21 protein-coding genes are annotated in these 21,738 nt (G+C 53.6%); 14 read left to right on the top strand and 7 right to left on the bottom strand.

The window, feature by feature from the left end:
• Positions 1-174 precede the first annotated feature (174 nt).
• Positions 175-531, top strand: a complete 357-nt coding sequence (locus VRZ32_RS06840) for a hypothetical protein (protein ID WP_414524921.1) — start codon at positions 175-177, stop codon at positions 529-531.
• A 73-nt stretch (positions 532-604) separates the two neighbouring features.
• Here VRZ32_RS06840 and VRZ32_RS06835 read toward each other — a convergent pair whose 3' ends face one another.
• Positions 605-1,483, bottom strand: a complete 879-nt coding sequence (locus VRZ32_RS06835) for a DUF1499 domain-containing protein (protein WP_414524920.1) — start codon at positions 1,481-1,483, stop codon at positions 605-607.
• A 258-nt stretch (positions 1,484-1,741) separates the two neighbouring features.
• Between VRZ32_RS06835 and VRZ32_RS06830 the strand changes: the two genes are divergently transcribed.
• Entirely contained in the window at positions 1,742-1,954 is a 213-nt protein-coding gene (locus VRZ32_RS06830; protein WP_414524919.1) for a hypothetical protein, read from the top strand.
• A 381-nt stretch (positions 1,955-2,335) separates the two neighbouring features.
• On the opposite strand, the gene VRZ32_RS06825 is transcribed toward VRZ32_RS06830, so the two are convergent.
• Positions 2,336-2,947: a L,D-transpeptidase gene (locus tag VRZ32_RS06825; protein ID WP_414524918.1), complete on the bottom strand. Its 612-nt coding sequence runs from the start codon at positions 2,945-2,947 to the stop codon at positions 2,336-2,338.
• Between the two features lie 314 nt (positions 2,948-3,261).
• Between VRZ32_RS06825 and VRZ32_RS06820 the strand changes: the two genes are divergently transcribed.
• Positions 3,262-4,191, top strand: coding sequence for a histone deacetylase family protein (locus VRZ32_RS06820; RefSeq protein ID WP_414524917.1), 930 nt, complete (start codon positions 3,262-3,264; stop codon positions 4,189-4,191).
• A 168-nt stretch (positions 4,192-4,359) separates the two neighbouring features.
• On the opposite strand, the gene ribB is transcribed toward VRZ32_RS06820, so the two are convergent.
• The 3 genes from ribB to acpS form a co-directional block, all read right to left on the bottom strand.
• Positions 4,360-5,646: a 3,4-dihydroxy-2-butanone-4-phosphate synthase gene (gene ribB / locus VRZ32_RS06815; RefSeq protein ID WP_414524916.1), complete on the bottom strand. Its 1,287-nt coding sequence runs from the start codon at positions 5,644-5,646 to the stop codon at positions 4,360-4,362.
• A 78-nt stretch (positions 5,647-5,724) separates the two neighbouring features.
• Entirely contained in the window at positions 5,725-6,855 is a 1,131-nt protein-coding gene (aroC, locus tag VRZ32_RS06810) for a chorismate synthase (RefSeq protein ID WP_414524915.1), read from the bottom strand.
• Positions 6,856-7,344: 489 nt separating this feature from the next.
• Positions 7,345-7,743, bottom strand: coding sequence for a holo-ACP synthase (gene acpS, locus VRZ32_RS06805; RefSeq protein ID WP_414524914.1), 399 nt, complete (start codon positions 7,741-7,743; stop codon positions 7,345-7,347).
• Positions 7,744-8,115: 372 nt separating this feature from the next.
• On the opposite strand from acpS, the gene rpsF reads away from it, so the two are divergent.
• The 11 genes from rpsF (at position 8,116) to guaA (ending at position 20,064) form a co-directional block, all read left to right on the top strand.
• Entirely contained in the window at positions 8,116-8,580 is a 465-nt protein-coding gene (rpsF, locus tag VRZ32_RS06800; RefSeq protein WP_414524913.1) for a 30S ribosomal protein S6, read from the top strand.
• A gap of 2 nt (positions 8,581-8,582) precedes the next feature.
• On the top strand, positions 8,583-8,825 hold the full coding sequence (gene rpsR, locus VRZ32_RS06795) for a 30S ribosomal protein S18 (RefSeq protein WP_414524912.1): 243 nt from the start codon (positions 8,583-8,585) through the stop codon (positions 8,823-8,825).
• A gap of 170 nt (positions 8,826-8,995) precedes the next feature.
• Positions 8,996-9,934, top strand: a complete 939-nt coding sequence (locus VRZ32_RS06790) for a DUF2232 domain-containing protein (protein ID WP_414524911.1) — start codon at positions 8,996-8,998, stop codon at positions 9,932-9,934.
• Between the two features lie 44 nt (positions 9,935-9,978).
• Entirely contained in the window at positions 9,979-10,542 is a 564-nt protein-coding gene (gene rplI, locus VRZ32_RS06785; RefSeq protein ID WP_414524910.1) for a 50S ribosomal protein L9, read from the top strand.
• Positions 10,543-10,738: 196 nt separating this feature from the next.
• Positions 10,739-12,091: a class I SAM-dependent methyltransferase gene (locus VRZ32_RS06780; protein WP_414524909.1), complete on the top strand. Its 1,353-nt coding sequence runs from the start codon at positions 10,739-10,741 to the stop codon at positions 12,089-12,091.
• A 141-nt stretch (positions 12,092-12,232) separates the two neighbouring features.
• Positions 12,233-13,723 (top strand): replicative DNA helicase, encoded by a 1,491-nt coding sequence (locus VRZ32_RS06775; RefSeq protein WP_414524908.1) that lies wholly within the window; start codon positions 12,233-12,235, stop codon positions 13,721-13,723.
• Positions 13,724-13,738: 15 nt separating this feature from the next.
• Positions 13,739-15,163 carry a DNA repair protein RadA gene (gene radA, locus VRZ32_RS06770; protein ID WP_414524907.1) on the top strand — a complete coding sequence of 475 codons (1,425 nt, stop codon included), beginning with the start codon at positions 13,739-13,741 and terminating at the stop codon, positions 15,161-15,163.
• 137 nt (positions 15,164-15,300) lie between these two features.
• A complete protein-coding gene (locus VRZ32_RS06765) occupies positions 15,301-15,924 on the top strand; it encodes a CvpA family protein (protein WP_414524906.1) in 624 nt (207 codons plus the stop codon).
• A gap of 219 nt (positions 15,925-16,143) precedes the next feature.
• On the top strand, positions 16,144-17,625 hold the full coding sequence (gene purF / locus VRZ32_RS06760) for an amidophosphoribosyltransferase (protein ID WP_414524905.1): 1,482 nt from the start codon (positions 16,144-16,146) through the stop codon (positions 17,623-17,625).
• A 20-nt stretch (positions 17,626-17,645) separates the two neighbouring features.
• Positions 17,646-18,440, top strand: coding sequence for an SDR family NAD(P)-dependent oxidoreductase (locus tag VRZ32_RS06755; protein WP_414524904.1), 795 nt, complete (start codon positions 17,646-17,648; stop codon positions 18,438-18,440).
• Between the two features lie 49 nt (positions 18,441-18,489).
• The gene (guaA, locus tag VRZ32_RS06750; RefSeq protein ID WP_414524903.1) at positions 18,490-20,064 is read left to right on the top strand and encodes a glutamine-hydrolyzing GMP synthase; all 1,575 of its coding nucleotides are present in this window, start codon (positions 18,490-18,492) and stop codon (positions 20,062-20,064) included.
• A 98-nt stretch (positions 20,065-20,162) separates the two neighbouring features.
• Here guaA and VRZ32_RS06745 read toward each other — a convergent pair whose 3' ends face one another.
• Complete coding sequence (locus VRZ32_RS06745) at positions 20,163-20,615, bottom strand: TspO/MBR family protein (protein WP_414524902.1); 453 nt, start codon at positions 20,613-20,615, stop codon at positions 20,163-20,165.
• 185 nt (positions 20,616-20,800) lie between these two features.
• Positions 20,801-21,733 (bottom strand): ABC transporter permease, encoded by a 933-nt coding sequence (locus VRZ32_RS06740; RefSeq protein WP_414524901.1) that lies wholly within the window; start codon positions 21,731-21,733, stop codon positions 20,801-20,803.
• Between the last annotated feature and the right edge of the window lie 5 nt (positions 21,734-21,738).

The following is a 21,738-nucleotide window of genomic DNA, read 5'->3' as shown; positions in this document are numbered from 1 at the left end:
CCAAACAATGCCACAGCCATTTAATAGCACGACCAGCAAATAAATTAAGATAGCCACGCGATCGGCGCAATTTTGACATTTTTCACGTTAATTATCTATACGTGGCTTTAGTAAATTACCATTATTGCCGCGCAACAAAGTAAAATATTATTCATATTTATTGAGGGATTTATCATGGCAGGATCAGAAATTTCTGGTGTGCAGGGTGGCGCAGCTCCATCAAGTGTTTTTGCAACCGTAACAGATAGCATCGGAAGCTTTTGCGGTAAAACTGTACGCGTCCTTAAAGATGCCGGTCAGGGTTTCTGCAATCTGGTGTCCAGACTTTGGGACAAGATAACATCGTTCTTCAGCGCTATTACCCCATCAGGGGAGGAAATGCGGACTGCAATTCGTGATATCGGTCCAGGCTTGGGCAATATGTGGCGTGACTTAAAGCGTAGCGTTTCAGACTTCTTCAATCCACCAACCGTGTTTGAAAGTGCTGGACGCGGAATTAGTGATGAAGCGCGCGATCTCTTCCGTTTATAAACAAGCTTAGCGACGACCAAGACAAGCTTAGAGTATTTTTTGATCAATCATGATTAAAAAATACTCTAACTTATTACTTTCCTACCGTATTTTCCGAAGTGAAATATTCGAAATACTGTTCAATATTGCGCGGTCCGCTGCCCACATCGAACAACCGATATCGAGGAATGGTTCGCACATCGATTGTGGTGCCTTCCGCATGGGGGCGTAGACGCACTGTCACGTCAATAGGCAGTTTTAGCACCCGTGTTAATTTCACAGCATCCAGATGCCCAATTCCAAAACGGCCACTGGGCGGTGTTGCCTCAATAATTGTCCACCCCTCCTTTTCCGCCGCTACACGTGCGCGTGCAAATGCTGCGTCTGCTTCCATTTCTGTATTCAGCGATACTAAATTTGGATGAAGCTGACGCTGTCTCTGGCGCAGTGTTGCTTTATCAGTCTCAGGCAGCGGCAATGTTTGCAAAATTTTCTGCACTTTGGGCAGATGCTCCCAAATATTTCCCGAGGTCACGCCTGCCAAAATATTTTCGCTGGCCGGCTGCGGCAGCATTCCACCACGCGCAGCGAATGCAACTGTGCTGCGTGAAAATGCGGGCGGATGAGCAGCATCTGTTGTGAGATCGGCATAATATGGCATCACAAGCAGACGCAGCCCAAGCGCCCCTGGAAATACAATAACAAGGCCCGCGACCAGCATGCCGCTGATGGCATACCCCAACCCTTTACGACCATAGCGCCAAATCTGTACAAGCGCAGACACTGCAAAAATCAGCCCCACACATGCCAGCAGGAAAGCAGCTCCAATCACAGCAAAGCCTGGAGAGAGGTCGCCACTTCCCCCACGCACAAGCACAATGCCAGAAATCAGCACAGGCAGGCTGAACCACGCAAACCTCCGCCCCCATATTGCCGCACGGCTTACAGGTTCCTCAACTATTAGACGCCGCATGATTTCCAACCAGCCTCAAAGAAAAGCCCAAGAAAAAGAGTTTATAAGATTCAAAAAGATGCGCCCTAACGCTTAATCATTCATTAGCGACATTGCCGAAAATATCGATATTAAACACCATTTGCCACCACTTCGCCATCAACAGAACAACACTCCGACGCTATCATCAGCAATGATCAACAGTGTCGGCAATATTTCAATCCGACAAGTTGGCAGCGTTTCCAGTGACATTTTTCGTTCAAACACGTTGTGAGCATCATGAACATCAAGCATCAAATCGCTGATACCGTCGCTAATCCTGCAGCACAATCTGCGCAGGCGGCACTTAACTCCTCCAAGAGCGTCACCCCTCCATTTGGCGCATTGGGCATGCCAGCTCTTGCAGCTGCTACGCGCAACGCCCCTAAGTCAACGCCCACGAAGGCCTCGCACGAGTTGCCACACTTCATGCGCAACCCGCAGAATAGTTGAGTTGATCGCCAGTCGTGAGATTTAATGCACTCTGATTGCTGCAGCTGCATGTCATTTGCCAAGGCAACATCAGACCAGCTTTTAAGCAGCTTGCATCAAATCAGATCATGGGCGCCGATTTATTGATAGAATTAGCGCACCAATCAAAGAATAAGCGTCGCCACTGCTTATGTGTCACGAGCGACGTTTCGGTTTGAGAACTTTATGGCCGCTGCTTGCGCAGATTGTCATTTAGTTTTGTGTATTCTTTAAATAATAACAAATGCAATGATGGACTTTATATCGCCATCTCACTGAAACCATTCATTTTAATCGCTTCCTGCGAAAGCGCACGCTCTTCTACCCAGTCGTGCGCTTCCGGCTTTGTTTTATGATGCAGCCCTACCTCACAATAACACGGGCTCCCAATTCCACGCGGTTATAAAGATCAATCACATCAATATTGCGCATGCGGATGCAGCCAGATGAAACTGCGCGTCCGATCTTCTCAGGCTCATTGGTTCCGTGGATCCGGTATAGCGTATCACGGCCATTCGCGTCATACAGATAGAGCGCGCGTGCACCAAGCGGGTTAAGCGGCCCACCTTTAACCGGGTGAACATGGGGCCATCGCTTGACCATATCGGCGGGCGGATTCCACGCGGGCCATTCGGCCTTGCGCTTGACGACGGATTCGCCCGTCCATCCATAAGCCTCGTCACCGACTGCCACGCCATAACGGATGGCCTTTCCTTCGGGCAATACATAATAAAGAAGCTTCTTTTTCTGCTCTACCACAATTGTGCCGGGCGCTTCGCCAGTTGGATCATCAACGAGATATCGCGCAAATTCAAGATCGACATCCGCCTGTGGCATCTGCGCCATCCACTCCACGTCGCGCGCGGAAACGGAGGGATCAGGCACACTTTTATAAGTGCAAGCAGCCAACACAGCGCCAAACCCTGCTATCAGCAGCAGATTTCGGGATACTCGTACAATCCTGGACCAGACCATTCTTTCATCCTTATTTAAGTGCTGCGAACTGCTTTAACCTGATTCCAACGCTGATTGTTGTCTTACAGCGTGATATTTATCGCTACAAAGCTTATCCGAAATAGTTAATGCCTCAGGTTAAGCACTGGATTTTACTGCGGCCGTCCTACTCCCTTTATGGTTGCGCTCCGCATCGACATTGCTTGATGACTAAAAAGAGCGTGCTACCCGATAGAAACCGGATATGCTCAAGAATAATGATATGGCATGCGGGAATCAGGACTGCACAATCTTTCCTACCTGAAGCCCGGCAAGCTCCACGGCAGGAAACATTCGTGACGACGCTCTACCTTTCCCATCCTGACTGTCTCGATCATCAAACGAGCAAGGGACATCCAGAGCGCGCAGACCGTCTCGTGGTAATAGAACGCGCCTTGGAGCAAGAGGCGTATTCCCACCTGTTGCGAGAAACTGCGCCGCGCGGCGATGCAGATATGGCTATGTTGGCCCATACAGAAGAGTATGTACGCAATATTTTTGAAGCAATTCCCAGCAAAGGCATCGCCAACATTGATGACGAAACACTCCTTTCACCCGGCTCCTGGAAGGCTGCAATGCGGGCGTTGGGGGCTGCATGTTATGCGGTGGATGAGGTTATAGAGCGCAAGGTCGATAACGCATTTTGTGCCATCCGCCCACCGGGGCATCATGCCGAGCATGCAAAGCCTATGGGATTCTGTCTTTTTAACAACGCAGCGATTGCAGCCAGACATGCCCAGCAGAAGCATGGACTTGAGCGGGTAGCGATTCTGGATTGGGATGTTCATCACGGCAACGGCACGCAGGATATTTTCTGGGCTGACAAAAGCGTGCTTTATGCCTCTATCCACGAGATGCTAATTTATCCCGGCACAGGCGCGGCGTGTGAAAAGGGTGAGTACGATACAATTGTCAACGTCCCCTTGCAGGCGGGAGATGGTAGCCCGATATTCCGTTTGGCGCTGGAAAATGCTGTCTTGCCTCGCATCGAAGCCTTCGCGCCTGATCTCATCATTATATCAGCTGGTTTTGATGCTCATTGGCGCGATCCGCTGGCCAACATCAATCTCACTGAAGCTGATTTCGCCTATGCTACCAAAGCCGTCATGGATGTGGCAGATCGCTGCTGTGATGGACGGATTGTATCCATTCTTGAAGGCGGATACGACCTTATCGGCTTATCCCGCTCAGCCGCCGCACATGTCACCGCCCTTATGCGCGGCTAAGGTCATGCCAATTCCGCACCACCGCTCTAGAAATCAATTGGATGTACGTGTCGAGATAAAGGGAGTTAGAGCGCCTGACATTCTGATTAAATCAGAACTGCGCTCTGGTTTCCATTTTATCGCACCTTGCGTTCATTTGAATAATCACATTGAACGCAAACGGCACTATTATTTTTCCAGCACAGTGGTGCGGGAAATTGTGATGCCAAATCCCGATAAGCCCACATAGCCACGCGCGGTCGAAGTAATATTATCGATGGAACTCACACCAAGATCGCGCAGGATCTGGGCGCCAAGACCAACCTCATGCCACTGCTGCACGCGCTGCGCTTCAGTGCCCTCCAGTGCATCCGGTCGCTTTACGGGAACCCCTGCTGTGCCATCACGGAGATAAACCAGCACACCACGGCCTTGCTCCTTGAAGTAAGCGAGTGCCTGATGCAATGATTTACCACCAAATATATCGCTGATAACATCAGCTCGATGCAGCCGTGCGGGTACATCACGACCATCACCGATCCCACCATACACAAAAGCAAAGTGCTGCACGTCATCAAATGGCGTTGTGTAGGCATAGCCCATCAGCTCACCGATATCAGTCTGCACCGAGAAAGTATTTACACGCTCGACAAGTTTCTCGCGCGACTGCCGAAAAGCAATCAGATCTGCAACCGAAATGCGCTTTAATTTATGTTCGCGAGCAAAAGCATCAATCTGCTCGCCCTGCATCACAGTGCCATCATCATTAGCAAGCTCGCAGATCGTGCCAACAGGCGGCAACCCAGCCAGACGACACAGGTCGACTGCGGCCTCTGTATGTCCCGAACGCATGAGCACGCCGCCATCACGCGCTATTAGCGGGAAGATATGACCTGGGCGCACAAAATCACTCGGCCCCATATTGTTATTAGCAAGCGCTCGTACAGTGTTAGAGCGCTGCTCTGCCGAAATACCCGTGGTGAGACCATGGCGCACATCAACTGTCACTGTGAAAGCTGTGCCAAGGGGCGCATCGTTCGATGCCACCATTGGCTCTAACCGTAACCGGCGCGCCTCATCTAATGACAGAGGTGCACAAACGATGCCGCAGGTATGGCGGATGATGAAGGCCATCTTCTCAGGCGTACACAAGGATGCTGCGCAGATCAGATCGCCTTCGTTTTCGCGATCATCATCATCAGTCACGATCACGATTTCGCCCTTGGCGAAGGCCTCGATGGCTTCGGTCACTGATTGGGTCATCATATTCTCCTGAATACCAGCCGCAGCACCGAGAAAATCATTCGGCGTGACAGCTCCGCGCGTTTCTCGCAAGATGAGTTCGGCTGTCTCGCGCGAGAGCCAACCGGCGGCATTATTACAAAGTTGTGTGACCGCGCCCGGCGAAACGCCAATACGACGCGCAAATGCTATGCGTGATATATTATTGTGTTCAAGCCAGTCTGCGAGCTTCATGCTGCGCAAGTTAGCGCACGGCCAATTTTAGTTCAACTAAAATTGCAACCACCCAGTCCGCATATAAATTTAATACGACTAAACAGCATCCTGTTGCGAAACAAAAGGCCATGCGGCAGATACACCAACTTGCCCTCTATGGCGCAGGTAATGATCTGCAATCGCGCACGCCACCATAGCCTCACCTACTGGCACCGCACGGATACCAACGCAAGGATCATGCCGCCCTTTTGTCATCACCTCGGTCTCGACCCCGCTGCGACTCACACTGTGACGTGGCGTAAGTATTGAAGATGTCGGTTTTACCGCAAATCGGGCTATGATTGCCTGCCCTGTGGAAATACCACCTAAAATGCCACCCGCATGATTCGACAGAAAAGTTGGCGCGCCATCATTACCGGCGCGCATTTCATCAGCATTTTCTTCACCAGTAAGCGCGGCTGAGGAAAATCCATCCCCAATTTCAACACCCTTGACTGCATTGATGCTCATCAACAGCGAGGCAATGTCGGCATCCAGCTTCCCATAAATGGGCGCCCCCAGCCCTACTGGCACTCCTTCAGCAACAATCTCAATCACAGCTCCTACCGAGGAGCCGTTTTTGCGCACACCGTCAAGATAAGTGGCAAAAAAGGCTGCCGCCTCTGCGTCTGGCGTAAAGAAGGGGTTGCGCGCCACCTCCTCCCAATCAAAACGATCACGATCAATTGCATGCGGCCCCATCTGCACCAACGCACCGCGCACCTTTAATCCCGGCACAACCTTGCGCGCGATAGCACCCGCAGCAACCCGCATTGCCGTTTCACGCGCAGAAGAGCGACCACCACCACGATAATCACGAATGCCGTACTTGGCATCATATACGTAATCCGCATGCCCCGGTCGATAAGCGCTGCTGATTTCGCTATAATCTTTTGAGCGTTGATCGACATTCTCGATCATCAGGCCAATGGGCGCGCCCGTTGTCACCTGCTCCCCCGTCTCGGGATCCTCGAATACACCTGAGACGATACGCACCCGATCAGGCTCCTGTCGCTGCGTGGTAAATCGCGACTGACCAGGTCTCCGACGATCGAGATCAGCTTGAATATCAGCATCCGTCAGTGGAATGCGCGGCGGCACACCATCAACCACGGCACCAATCATAGGCCCATGACTTTCACCAAACGTGGTTACACGAAACATATGGCCGAAGGTGTTATGCGACATGATGAACATTCCACAAGGGCGGGCAAAAATTACCCCTCTCTGATAAACGATGCAGACGCCGGTTGATAGTGCCAATACAAGTGTCGCATCAGCTAATTCCATTTTGCAGCAGTGATGCAAAATGGAGCAATTTCAGCCCGCCAATTCCTCAAAAAGCATCATAAATAGGCATTATGCACGATCCTGCGGCATGACTCTGCTGCATAATGCACCACATAACATGCCGCCTCCATTCTATCGATACTTGGTCATTTTGTAGAAATTTGGCACAAATAGGGTGCAATTCGGCAAAGCGAGTGATCATATCTCCTAATCAGTGCATTTGAGCCATTCGAAATTTGCATAAACAACCCCTTGCTATATTCTGTGAGTCGGGTATTGTTGCATTGCGACATGGCTTTGCCTGTCGTTGCCCTTCTTGGGCGTTTCCTCCCTAGACTTGGGCCGCATGTTTCATGTGGCCCCTTTTTCTTTCCAGGGCAGAAAACATTATTCCGGCACTGCCTCAATAATCACAAAAGCCTGCGCCATAGGCGGATCATCGGTTAGCGATACGTGCACCACCGCGCGGTGCCCTGTTGGCAATATGGCCTTGAGACGTTTCTGGGCGCCGCCTGTAAGCCGCATTGTCGGTTGACCACCAGGTAGATTAACCACCTCCATATCGCGCCAGAACACGCCCCGTGACATACCGGTGCCAAGCGCTTTGGCGCATGCCTCCTTGGCTGCAAAGCGGCGCGCATAGGATGGCGCACGTGCTGCGCGGCGTTCTGAGCGCACCCGCTCCCCTTCAGTGAATATACGGTGCGTGAAGCGCTCGCCAAACCGCTCAAGCGTATTGCTGATGCGATCGATGTCACATAGGTCAGAGCCGATTCCAATGATCATGTATGCGCCTTTCTGCTGTCGGCACGATATAATATAGAAGTGGCGCAATAGCAGCCTGCAACTGTTTCTACCGATTAATTTAAGCGTCAGCTGCAAAAAATCATGAGAAAAGCTCTCCCATCCAGATATTCGAACGTGCCATGAATATGCATGGTCGCAAATAGAGACTTGCCTCGAAGTGATGGGTGGTGTATTGGCCCTGCTTCGTGTTCTCTCCGGCTGGGGGCTGAACGGACGGTGCCTTATGGCATAAAAGGATTCCTTTTTTCGTCCCGTGTCTCCGCCTTCGAAGCAACACCAGTCGGGCCTTGGTGACGAGGCTCGAAGGGCTTGGCGCCGGAGAAACGCTTGTTGTAGATTGAAAGGCCACACATGTCTCTTTACGAGCACATTTTTCTGGCACGTCAGGATCTGACTGCCCAGCAAGTTGAGGCACTTGTAGAACAGTACAAGGGCATCATCGAAACCAACGGCGGCAAGATCACCAAGATCGAGCCATGGGGCCTCAAGGCCCTTGCTTACCGGATTCGCAAGAGCCGTAAGGCGCACTTCACACTTCTCAATATCGATGCACCTCCTGCTGCTTTGGCAGAAGTTGAGCGTCTGCAGCGCCTGAACGAAGATGTTCTCCGCTCGATGACGATTCGCGTTGAAGAACTTGAAGAAGGTCAGTCGGTTATGCTGCAGAAGCGCGACCGCGATGACCGTCGCGACCGCGAAGGCGGCGGCTTCGAGCGCGGCGGTGGCCGCTTCGACCGTGGCGATCGCAACGACCGTGGCCCACGCCGCGATCGTTCGCGTGATGATTTTGGTGCAGAAGGTTCGGAGGAGAACTAATCATGACAACTGGAGCAGCTCCCCGTCGCCCATTCTTCCGTCGCCGCAAGACTTGCCCATTCACGGGCGCGAACGCACCGAAGATCGATTACAAGGACACACGTCTGCTGTCGCGCTACATCTCTGAGCGTGGCAAGATCGTTCCTTCGCGCATCACGGCTGTATCGGCCAAGAAGCAGCGCGAGCTGGCACAGGCTATTAAGCGCGCGCGCTTCCTGGGTCTGCTGCCTTACGTAATCGCGTAAGACACAATAATTCTACGCCGCGCGATCTTGTTTCGCGCGGCGCTTTGATTTCACAATGAAGTCGTCCTTCAACATACGAAAAACCTGAGTGTTTTTCGTGATTCGGTTGGAGGATTTGTTGGGGCGGAGATCCGCTTCTAACCCTGCATAGGCAGTGGGACAGCAGGACGATGGCAACAATACTCTTTATTGGCTCGGGGGCGGGCCTGGTCTCTGCCCTGCTATTTGGCGTGGTGGCGACATTGTCACCGCTCGGGTTGTTGTTGTCTTATGTTGCCCCCCTCCCCATTCTGATTGCTGCTTTGGGCTGGAGCCATCGTTCCGGTCTTGTTGCTACAATTGTCGGCGCCATTGTCAGTGCTGTTTTTCTGCCCCCTGCAGCAGGGTTGGTCTTCGCAATCGCTGTCGGCTTGCCGGCATGGTGGTTGGCATACCTTGCTTTGCTGGGACGCACAGATCATGCAGAACTGATTGAGTGGTATCCGTTGGGCCGCATCCTGACATGGCTTGCAGTTACTGCGGCTGGTATCACCTTGATCGGTGCTATTTCGTTGGGGCCCTCATACGAAGCCTATCGGTCCAGTCTGGATGATTTGATCCGCGCTATGGTCGGCGCAGAACTCACACCAGCATTGCCGGTGGATGCAGACACAGAACAGTTTGTTCGCCTGGTAACAGCGGCTGTGCCTGCTGTTGCTGCAACGACCTTTGTGTTCATGCTGACGTTAAACTTGTGGCTTGCCGCATTTACCGTACGCGTATCGGGATGGCTACCGCGCCCATGGCCTTCAATTCCTGACACCTTGATGGCACGAAATTCGCTGCTCATCACAGGAGCTGCGGGACTTGGCAGTGTTCTGCTCCCCGGCTTTGCGGGGCTTGGCGCAACGGCTGTTCTGGGCGGCATGGCTGCAGCTTTTGCCTTGCAAGGCCTTGCTAGTATCCATGCGGCAACGCGCGGCAATAGGGCGCGTCCCGTGTTATTGGCACTGCTTTATCTGGCGCTGTTGCTGTTGTCGCTCTGGATCATTGTTGTGTTGGCAGGGGTGGGTGTTGCAGCTGTCGCATGGCGCTCGCGCAAGAGTGCGAGAACCGCGATGCTGGACTGAGTTTAAATTACTGAAATACGATACACTTAACGAGGAGAGTTAAAATGGAAGTTATCCTGCTGGAACGCGTTGCACGTCTTGGCCAAATTGGCGAATCCGTACGTGTTAAGAATGGCTACGCTCGCAATTTCCTGCTGCCACGCGGCAAAGCACTGCGCGCAACAGAAGCCAACAAGATGCGCTTCGAAAACCAGCGCGCTCAGCTTGAGGCCCGCAACCTTGAGCTACGCAACGAAGCTGAAGCTGTCGGTGAAAAGCTGAACGGACAGGCATTCGTGCTGATTCGTCAGGCTGGTGAGTCGGGCGTGCTTTACGGTTCGGTTGCTGCACGCGACGTTTCTGACGTGCTGACCGCCGGTGGCTTCACTGTTAACCGTCAGCAGATCGTACTGCACACGCCAATCAAGTCGCTCGGCCTGCATACGGTTCCTGTTGCGCTACATCCAGAAGTTGAAGTTTCGGTCACACTCAACGTTGCACGCAGCGCAGAAGAGGCAGAGCGTCAGGATCGTGGTGAAGAAGTCAGCACCCGTGACGAGATCGATCTTTCCGAGCTCGGTCTTGAAGTTGGCGCAGCACTTGCTGAAGCCGGCGATGTAGAGCTCTGAGCTGACAGATTGCAATAGCACAGCGACAGTTGTGTCATAAGCATCTGATAAAACAGCAATCAATTATTGCAAGACGGGGGGCGTGGAAGCGCCCCCCGTTGTTTTTTATTTTTATGAGATTACGCTTAGAGAGAAAATAATATCCGTATTCATACGGAAAAGATGATGTGTAAACATTATACAGATGGGGTCGAGCATGGAAAAATTGCTTCGGTTCGCTCTTAAGCGCCTTATCCGTTCCGGATCGTTAACGGCATCAGTAGCAACGCATCCACCCTTTACTGTTGGCGATGGCTCAGGCCCTTCGATAGCCATGCATTTTCGCAATAACCGTGCCGTGAGGCGCCTTTTGCTAAATCCGGATTTAGCCTTGGGTGAGTTGTACATGGACGCTGATATCGAAATGCTCAAAGGCGATATCGGCGATCTGCTGGCATTGGCTATGCGTAATTATAATTACGGCAATGGCCTCTTGCCGATCAAACTTACCCGATTATGGCGTGATGCTTTCCGTTTCTTTGCACAATTTAACTTTGCTAGCCGATCGCGTCGAAATGTTGCCCATCATTATGATCTGGACGGGCGCCTTTATGCATTGTTCCTTGATCCAGACCGCCAATATTCATGTGCGTATTTTGAAAACATTCAGGCTGAGCCCGGTGATGACCCCTCTTTTATACTTGCAAGCAAAGACGGGGAGGCATTGGTCAATACACCAGCCTCTGATGGGCTGGATGCGGCACAACTGGCCAAAAAACGCCATATTGCAGCCAAGCTCCAGGTGAAGCCCGGGCAGAAAGTACTTGATATCGGCAGCGGATGGGGTGGGATGGCGCTCTATCTTGCACAATTATGCGGGGCAAAGGTAACCGGTATCACCCTCTCGAAAGAACAGCTTACTGTTTCACAGGAACGTGCCGCTGCGCTTGGACTATCAAACCAGGTGAATTTTAACCTCACAGATTATCGAACTCTCTCGGATACATTCGACCGAATTGTTTCAGTCGGCATGTTTGAACATGTCGGCGCGCCGTGGTTTCAGAACTTTTTTGATCAATCGGCTAAAGTACTGGCGGATGATGGCGTGATGCTGCTTCATTCGATTGGCCGCATGTGCCCTCCAGGCAGCACCAATCCATGGATCACAAAATATATTTTCCCCGGCGGTTACATTCCGGCACTGTCCGAAGTTCTGAAGGCAATTGAACGGTCGGGCCTCATCGTCACGGATATCGAGATTCTACGGCTTCATTACGCCGAAACACTAAAAACATGGCGCGCACGCTTCCATGCCCGCCGTGCTGAAGTGCTGGAAATGTTTGACGAGCGATTCTTTCGCATGTTCGATTTTTATCTCGCCGCCTCTGAAATGTCATTCAGGCATGATGGCATGATGGTTTTTCAGATCCAGCTCGCCAAACGGCAGGATGCCGTTCCCCTTACGCGTGATTATATCGGGCGCAATGAGGCCGCACTTAGTTTTCGTGAAAAAGATGCACTCTCTTCTAACCGTGGCGTGAATCAGAGTCTGCAGCAAGCTGGAGAGTGATATTTTTCGCGAGACCAGCGTGCAAAGCGGGGAAATATGACGAGCTCTGCGGAGAATCGGCTACCCAGGATTTAAGATTTTCTTTACCGTAGAAAACAACACGTCGATTAAAGAGAATCCGCGCTTGCCGCCGGGAGTGAAATGAGCATCGTTAATTCGTTGGTGACACGGCTTGATGCCACGCCAGAGCCTCAATACCGGCTTGTGCCGCATAATATCGATGCTGAGCAGGCACTGCTCGGCGCTATGCTGGTGAACAACGATGCGTATTTTCGCGTATCGGATTTTCTTGAGGCCGCGCACTTCCAGGAAGAAATCCACCGCCGCATCTATGAGGTCGCCTCATCGCTCATCAAGGCGGGTAAGGTTGCAACGCCTATCACGCTCAAAACCTTTTTAGGCGAGCATGACCTGGGCGGCATCACAATCCCCCAATACCTTGCGCGCCTTGCTTCAGAAGCCACAACGGTTATTAATGCCGAAGATTACGGCCGCACGATCCACGATCTGGCCGTGCGCCGTGAGTTGATTTCCATCGGTGAAGATATCGTCAACGTCGCCTACGATGCACCGGTTGACAATCCGCCCCGCACCCAGATCGAAGAGGCCGAACAGCGCCTCTATAAACTCGCCGAAACCGGCCGCTACGATGGCGGTTTCATGCGGTTTTCGGATGCGCTGACAACCGCCATCAATGTCGCTGCTGCCGCTTATAAGCGCGATGGTAATCTGTCAGGCGTCTCGACGGGGCTTACGGATGTAGACCGCACAATGGGCGGCTTGCAATCATCAGATCTGATCATTCTGGCCGGTCGTCCTGCTATGGGTAAGACCTCGCTTGCCACCAACATCGCCTTCAATATCGCACGCAACTGGCGCGGCGAGAAGCAGCCGGACGGCTCGATGAAGACGGTCAACGGCGGCATTGTGGGCTTCTTCTCGCTCGAAATGTCTGCCGAGCAGCTCGCAACGCGTATCATTGCCGAACAATCCGGTGTGCCCTCTTATAAAATCCGCCGCGGTGATATCGCTGAGGACGAGTTTTACAGAGTGTCGGATGTTGCACGCGAAATGCAGATGCTGCCATTCTATATCGATCAATCAGGTGGCCTTTCCATTGCCCAGCTTGCCGCTCGCGCACGCCGCCTTAAGCGTCAACGTGGGCTGGATATTCTGGTGGTTGACTACTTGCAGCTGCTTTCGGGCTCATCCAAACGCGGTGAAAACCGCGTGCAGGAGTTGACAGAAATCACCACGGGTCTCAAGGCGCTGGCCAAAGAGCTTGCGGTGCCTATCGTGGCACTATCCCAGTTGTCGCGTCAGGTTGAAAACCGCGATGATAAGCGCCCGCAATTGTCGGATCTACGTGAATCGGGCTCCATCGAGCAGGACGCCGACGTGGTGCTGTTTGTGTACCGTGAGGAGTATTACCTCAAAAGCAAGGAGCCTAAAATGGGCACCGAGGAATATTTCAAATGGCAGGCAGAGATGGATCAGGCCCATGGCACGGCAGAGCTTATCATCGGCAAGCAGCGTCACGGCCCTACAGGCACGGTTCGCCTCTCCTTCCAGGCGGATGTGACACGCTTCGGCAATCTTGCCAGCGACGATCACATGCCCGACCACATGTAATGATCGGCTGGTATTGTGGCAAAGTCTCCTTCTTTCATCTGTCAGAGCTGCGGCGCGGCTTATACGCGCTGGCAGGGTAAATGCGAAGCTTGCGATGGCTGGAATACGCTAGCGCAAGAATCCATCGCAGCCCCAATTGCGGGGGCAAAAGGTGCGGCCCTTCGTGGTGCGCGCAGTGCTGGCCGCGTTTTTGCGCTGGAGGGGTTGAAAGGCGAAAGCCTGGAAGCACCGCGCGTGGCATCCGGCATTGCTGAGCTGGACCGCGTGACTGGTGGCGGCTTTGTGCCGGGATCAGTCATTCTGATCGGTGGCGATCCAGGCATTGGTAAATCGACACTGCTCACACAGGCATGCGCCGCATTGGCACGTCTGGGTAACCGCGTGGCCTATATTTCGGGGGAAGAAGCTGTAGCGCAGGTGCGTCTGCGGGCAGAGCGCCTCGGTCTTACTGAGGCTCCTGTGGAGCTGGCTGCAGAAACCAATGTCGAGGATATCATTGCCACCCTCAGCGAAGGTGCGCCACCACGCCTTGCGGTAATCGATTCGATTCAGACCATGTGGAGCAGCGCCGTTGAAGCAGCGCCCGGCACAGTGACCCAGGTGCGTGGAAGCGCGCAATCGCTGATCCGTTTTGCCAAAACCACCGGCACAACAGTTATTCTTGTCGGCCACGTCACAAAGGACGGCCAGATTGCTGGCCCGCGCGTGGTAGAGCACATGGTTGATGCAGTAGTGTCGTTTGAAGGCGACAGCGGCCATCATTTCCGCATTTTGCGCGCTGTGAAGAACCGCTTTGGCCCGACAGATGAAATCGGCGTATTCGAGATGACCGGCCACGGTCTTGCCGAAGTCGCCAACCCTTCTGCCCTCTTTCTGGCAGGGCGTGATCTCTCCGCACCCGGCACAGCCGTTTTCGCAGGAATGGAAGGCACGCGTCCGCTGCTGGTGGAAATTCAGGCGTTGGTTGCGCCCTCTTCTCTTGGTACTCCGCGTCGCGCGGTTGTTGGATGGGATCCGAGCCGCCTGTCAATGATCCTTGCAGTGCTGGAAGCGCGCGGCGGGTTAAAACTTGGCCAACATGACGTGTATCTCAATGTTGCAGGCGGCCTGCGCATCAACGAGCCCGCGGCTGATCTTGCAGCTGCGGCTGCGCTGATTTCATCATTAGCAGGCGCTCCTTTATCCCCGGAAACAGTGTATTTTGGCGAGATTGGCCTCTCAGGCGCCATCCGGCCGGTGGCACAGGCACCTGCGCGTTTAAAAGAAGCTGGCAAGCTTGGCTTTAACCGCGCGATTGTGCCTGCAACCTTGAAAGACTCACCGGATGCATCGCCTTTAGCGTTGGAAAGCGTGGGTCATATTGCTGATCTCGTCGCAACTATTGCGGCAAGGCGTCCACAAGTTGCTCGTGAAAGGCGCAGTCTTGTTACAGATAGGTGACGCGGCGCAATTTCATCGCTATACACAGCGCCAGCAAAGTCTACTTTCCATTAAAGCTGTTTGCGATTGATTTGCTCTGCAAATTAAATGCAAGTTGCAGCCGCTTATTCGTCCAGCTTGTTTCAAGGTGCCGGTTCATGCCCATTGCTCTGCTAGATCTGATTGTTATCGGCATCGTGCTGATCTCTTCGCTGCTTGCCTCTGTTCGTGGTTTCACGCGTGAGGTGTTGGCGATTGCTGCGTGGGTTGCCGCCGCTGCAGCTGCACTATACCTGCACCCTTTTGTGCTGCCGCATCTAGAGCCCTACATCTCAAACCCGATGGTGGCACAAGTTGCATCTATTGCAGCTGTGTTCATCATTACGCTGGTGCTTGTATCGTTCGTAACGGTGCAGATTTCCGATCTCATTCTCGATTCGCGCATTGGCGCTGTTGATCGCTCATTGGGTTTCGTGTTCGGCGCAGCACGCGGTATTCTGATTTGCGCGATTGCGTTGCTGTTCTTCAACTGGCTTGTGAAGCCGGAAGCACAGCCTGAATGGGCGCAGAACGCCAAGTCACGCCCACTGCTGCAAAGCACAGGCAACCAGCTGCTAGCGCTTCTTCCTGCTGATTTCGGTAATGCTGTCTTGCAGAAAATTGCGCCGCAAAAGCCTGGCGATGATGCAGCTCCTGCCGATACTGATCCGGGACAGCGTTCCAGCAATTCCGGCGATCCGATTCAGCAGCTGATTGGTGGCGGTTCAATCGACGAACGCTGAACATCTTCATAAGCGCATTGCTTGCGTCACAGAATTGTTTCGCGTTTTTGCCGCAGTCTTGCTGTAAGACAGTCGCATGAAGCGGGTCTGTTGTGCGTTGATGGGACTGGTAATTGTAGTCTCCATAGCGCACATGAGCGCTACGGATGGGAAGACACTCACATGTCTTCCCATGCAATAATCATGCGCCGATAAGGGTGTTCTGCCGGAGGACGTTAGATGAATCACGGTCTAGCTGCAGGTCTGCATTCGGATATGGACTTCGATCTGAACGACGACACCCTGCATGAAGAATGCGGCGTATTCGGCATTTACGGTCACCCTGAAGCCGCTACTATTACGGCGCTTGGCCTGCATGCCCTGCAGCATCGTGGGCAGGAAGCCACCGGCATCGTTTCCTTTGATGGCCATCGCTTTCATTCTGAGCGTCAGCTGGGCCTTGTCGGCGATACTTTTTCTGATCCCACTGTTATCCGCCAGTTAACTGGTCACTCGGCTATCGGCCATGTGCGCTACGCCACCACGGGCGAGACGATGCTGCGCAACGTCCAACCGCTGTTTGCAGAACTGACAGGCGGCGGATTTGCTGTTGCGCATAACGGCAACCTCACCAATGGCCTTACCCTGCGCCGCGAACTGGTGCGTGAAGGGGCAATCTATCAGTCAACCAGCGATACTGAGGTTATCCTGCATCTCGTTGCACGCAGCCGGAAAAAGCGTTTTGCAGATCGCTTTATCGATGCGCTGTTGCAGCTTGAGGGTGCATACTCATTCGTTGGCCTCACAAATAAAAAGCTCGTTGGCGCGCGTGACCCGCTGGGCATTCGCCCGCTCGTGCTGGGCAAGCTTGATGGCCATTACATCCTGGCATCGGAGACTTGCGCTCTCGATATCATCGGCGCGCAGTTCGTGCGTGATATCGAGAATGGCGAAGTGCTGATCATTGATGAAAACGGCATCGAATCAATTAAGCCGTTTGGGTCACAGCCAATGCGCCCCTGCATTTTCGAATACATCTATTTTGCCCGCCCCGATTCTATCGTGCATGGGCGCAGCGTCTATGAAGTCCGCAAGAAAATGGGCGCACAACTTGCGCTCGAAGCCCCTGCTGAGGCTGATGTGGTCGTGCCTGTTCCCGATTCGGGGGTGCCTGCGGCCATCGGTTATGCGCGCGCATGCGATATCCCGTATGAGCTAGGCATTATCCGCAATCATTATGTGGGACGCACGTTCATCCAGCCCACGCAATCGGTGCGCGAACTTGGCGTGCGTATGAAGCACTCTGCCAACCGCGGCGCCGTCGCGGGCAAGAGCATTGTGCTGGTTGATGATTCTATCGTACGCGGCACAACTTCTATGAAAATCGTGCAGATGATGCGCGATGCAGGGGCCCGTGAAGTGCATTTTCGCATTGCCAGCCCGCCAATTACACATCCTGATTATTACGGCATCGATACGCCTGAACGCGAGAAGCTACTGGCCGCGAACCACACTATCGAGGAAATGCGTGCAATCATTGGTGCAGATTCGCTGGCTTTTCTGTCAGTTGATGGCATATACCGTGCGTGTGGTTATCAAGGGCGTGATCCGTTGATGCCGCAATTCGCCGACCATTGCTTCACCGGCGATTATCCAACGCCCCTTACTGACAATAAGGGCGATGCACCGCGTCAGGCCGCGTTGCTCGCCGAAGCAGGTTAGTTTCGACACTGGTTGATAGTATGACAGGTTTAACTGCCGATTTCGCCTCTGACACATCGCTTACTGGCCGCGTGGTGCTGGTTACCGGCGCCTCGCGCGGGATTGGGCGGGCGGCAGCACTCGCGCTGGCCAAGGCTGGCGCGCACGTCGTAGCGTTGGCGCGTACAGTTGGCGCGCTGGAAGAGCTCGACGACGCAATCAAGGCTGAAGGCGGATCAGCGACACTGGTCCCGGCTGATATTAAAGATTTTGATGCTCTCGACCGTCTTGGCGCTGGCATTTTCGAACGCTGGGGCAAGCTCGATGGTGTGCTGGCGAATGCAGGCATTCTCGGCACCATGACCCCCCTCGCCCATCATGAGCCCAAGCGTTGGGACGAAGTGATGGCCGTCAACCTAACCGCCAACTGGCGTCTGATCCGCTCGCTTGATCCGCTGTTACGTGCATCCGATGCAGGCCGCGCGGTATTCATCACATCGGGCGCTGCGCATAAATACCGGGCGTTTTGGGGCTCTTATGCCGTATCAAAGGCAGCGCTTGAAGCACTGGCACTGACATATGCCTCCGAAACGCAAACCACCCCTATTCGTGTATCATTGGTGAACCCCGGCCCGTTGCGCACCCGCATGCGCGCGACTGCCATGCCGGGTGAGGATCCATCGATACTTCGCACGCCAGAAGAGCTTGCACCGCAATTAGTGCGCATGCTGTCCCCATCATGGACGCAGACTGGTGTGATCTACGATTTCCCACAGGATAAGGTGTTGTGGCCATCGGCTCCATCATCAACACCAACGTCACTGCCTGCTGAATAATAAGCATTGTCCGCAATATTGCTTGTTCAACCCGCACAAGATTGAGCCTATGACCGACGCAACACACGACAAAATCCTCATCGTCGATTTCGGCAGCCAGGTAACTCAGCTGATCGCAAGACGCGTGCGCGAGGAGCGCGTGTATTCGGAAGTGGTGCCGTTTACGCGTGCAGCCGAAGCTTTCCGCACGATGAAGCCTAAGGGTATTATCCTCTCAGGTAGCCCCTCTTCGGTGACAGAGGACGCCAGCCCCCGCGCGCCACAGGAAATCTTTGATTCTGGCGTGCCTATCCTTGGCATCTGCTATGGCCAGCAGACGATGGTGGCGCAACTTGGCGGGCAGGTTGAAAGCGGTCATCACCGCGAGTTTGGCCGCGCCGAAGTCAACGTCAAGGCTGATAGCGCGCTGTTCGATAGCGTCTGGCAAATGAACGAAGCCTATCCTGTATGGATGAGCCACGGCGACCGCGTCACGCGTCTGCCGGAAGGTTTTGCGGTAGTAGCAATATCTCAGAACGCGCCATTCGCCGTTATCGCCAATGAAGAGCGTCGCTTCTATGGCGTGCAGTTCCACCCGGAAGTGGTGCATACCCCTCACGGTGCAGGCCTCATCCGCAACTTTGTACGCAACATCGCAGGCTGCACGGGCGACTGGACGATGGCAACCTTCCGTGAGGAAGCAACAGCGCGCATTCGTGAGCAGGTTGGCACCGGCAGGGTTATCTGCGGTCTTTCCGGCGGCGTGGATTCTGCCGTGGCTGCCGTGCTGATCCATGAAGCAATTGGCGATCAGCTCACATGCGTTTTCGTTGATCACGGCCTGCTGCGTATGGGTGAAGCTGAGCAAGTGGTGCAGATGTTCCGCGACAGCTACAACATCCCGCTCGTGCATGTAGAAGCAGAAAAGCTGTTTCTTGATGCGCTGCATGGCGTTAGCGACCCGGAAATCAAGCGCAAGACGATCGGTAAGTTATTCATCGACGTGTTTGATGAAGAAGCCAAGAAGATTGCCGCGCGTGATGGCAAGCCGGTTGATTTTCTGGCACAGGGCACGCTGTACCCGGATGTCATTGAAAGCGTCAGCTTCACAGGCGGGCCATCCGTCACGATCAAGAGCCACCACAATGTCGGCGGTCTGCCTGATCGCATGAAGATGAAGCTGGTGGAGCCGCTGCGCGAATTATTCAAGGATGAAGTACGCGATCTGGGGCGTGAGCTTGGCCTGCCTGAAGCATTCGTCGGCCGCCATCCGTTTCCTGGTCCTGGCCTTGCAATCCGGTGCCCAGGTGAAATCACGTCGGAGAAACTTGAAATCTTGCGTCATGCTGATGCGGTTTATTTGGACGAGATCCGCCGCGCTGGTCTATACGACGATATTTGGCAGGCTTTCGCTGTTCTGCTGCCAGTTCGCACCGTGGGTGTTATGGGTGACGGGCGCACTTACGAACACGTTTGCGCCCTGCGTGCAGTCACATCAGTTGATGGCATGACGGCTGATTTTTATCCCTTCGACATGGGCTTTCTGGGTCGCGTGGCCACGCGCATTATCAATGAAGTCAAGGGCATCAACCGGGTAACATACGACATCACGTCCAAGCCACCCGGCACCATCGAGTGGGAGTGATTTAGGCTCACGTGAGCGTCGTCAGGAATGCGTTCAACGCCTCTTCAATATTTGCCGTTTATCGCGGAGTTAGCTTCGTAATAAACGGCATTACGCGTTTAATTCATCATAACTATTGTTGCATTTAGCAAAGTGGCAAAGCTCGTCCAGGCTGCATAGGGCACAAAGAGCAACGCTGTTATCTGATCCCGTTTCCACGTAGCGGCAATGAAGGCAAAGGTCGTTGCGACCATTGCAACAATGATAACCAAAGCTAAAGCTGGCTGTTGAGCACCGAAAAACAAGGGCGACCAACTAAAATTCAGAAGCATCTGAATAAGCCAAAGCTTCATCGCCAACCCACGCCGATCGCGTAGCCAGCACCGCCAACCAGCAACAGCAATCATCACGTAAAGAATAGACCACGCCGGACCGAACAACCAGTTTGGAGGTGTAAACCATGGTTTATTGAGCGCCGCATACCACTCGGCTGGCATGGTGACAAACCCAATCATTAGGCCTACGCCCAGCGTGATCAGGATAAACACAGCCAGTGAAATCAACTTGGACATTGTCTCTTCCTCAATATGCCCTGCGCAGGAAATCAACATCTGAAACTAGATAATTTATCACTGGAAAACAAATACTTAAATAGACACAGCCAAGTTTCCGCTAATTCAGCTGGATCCGGGTTGCCATCTGCGCCACCGTCGAACAACAGTGCATCGCGGGTGCGTATGATTCAATGCGTAAAGCTCTAACGGCTGAGGGGATTGCCACGGCTCCAGCTCTCGCCGAGCGATGCTGGCAATGATCCGCGATCCCCGAAGAGCGCCAGCACCAGTAAAACCACAGCGAATGGTAGCATTTGCACGATATCTGTCGGTGCATCGATCCCTACCACTTGCAATGCTGTGGTCGCTGAAAGACATGCGCCAAACAGCAGCGCTCCCAGCAGCACCATCAGCGGCCGACCACGGGCTAACATGGCAAGTACAATTGCGATGAAACCACCGCCGTTGGTCATAAAGGGCACAAAAATACCGGCACCCACAATCGCCATAAACGCGCCGCCCAATCCTGCACACGCGCCCGCGATTAATACGGCAATGGCGCGGGTGCGTAAAACATCGACACCTGCGGCATCAAGCGCTGAAGGGCTATCACCCGCCGCTCGGAAGGCAAGCCCCAAATGCGTGCGCCGATCAAGCCAAGCCATCAGCCCCACAAGCAGAAAGGCCGCATAGGCAACTGGCGGTCGATCAAATAGCGCCGGGCCAATCAATGGCAAATGCACCAGACCCGGCAATGGCCACGTTGTGGCAGCTGGCAACCGTGGATATGTTTGCGCAAAGCTTAGATGATGCAAAATTGCAGTCAGCCCCTCTACGCCCAGCAGCAGCGCAATACCGATAACGATCTGGTTTAATCCCCATCGCACAGCGAACTGCGCCATCAATGCCGCCACCGCCATGCCGCCCCCTAAACCGGCAGCGAAGCCAAACCAGGGGTTACCGCTTTGCAGTGAAACAACAAAACCCGCATAAGCGCCCATCAACATCATGCCTTCCAGGCCAATATTGAGAACGCCTGCGCGCTGCGACACTTGCTCGCCAAGTCCCGCTAACAATAACGGAATGCCCGCAGTTACAGCGCCTGCAAGCAATGCAGTCAAAAAAGCCTGCGTCATCAGGC

It is taken from the genome of Pseudochelatococcus sp. G4_1912, assembly GCF_047501465.1.
GTDB lineage: Bacteria > Pseudomonadota > Alphaproteobacteria > Rhizobiales > Beijerinckiaceae > Pseudochelatococcus.
The sequence above is the reverse complement of the archived record's forward strand: the minus strand, read 5'-3'. Positions and strand labels throughout refer to the sequence as shown.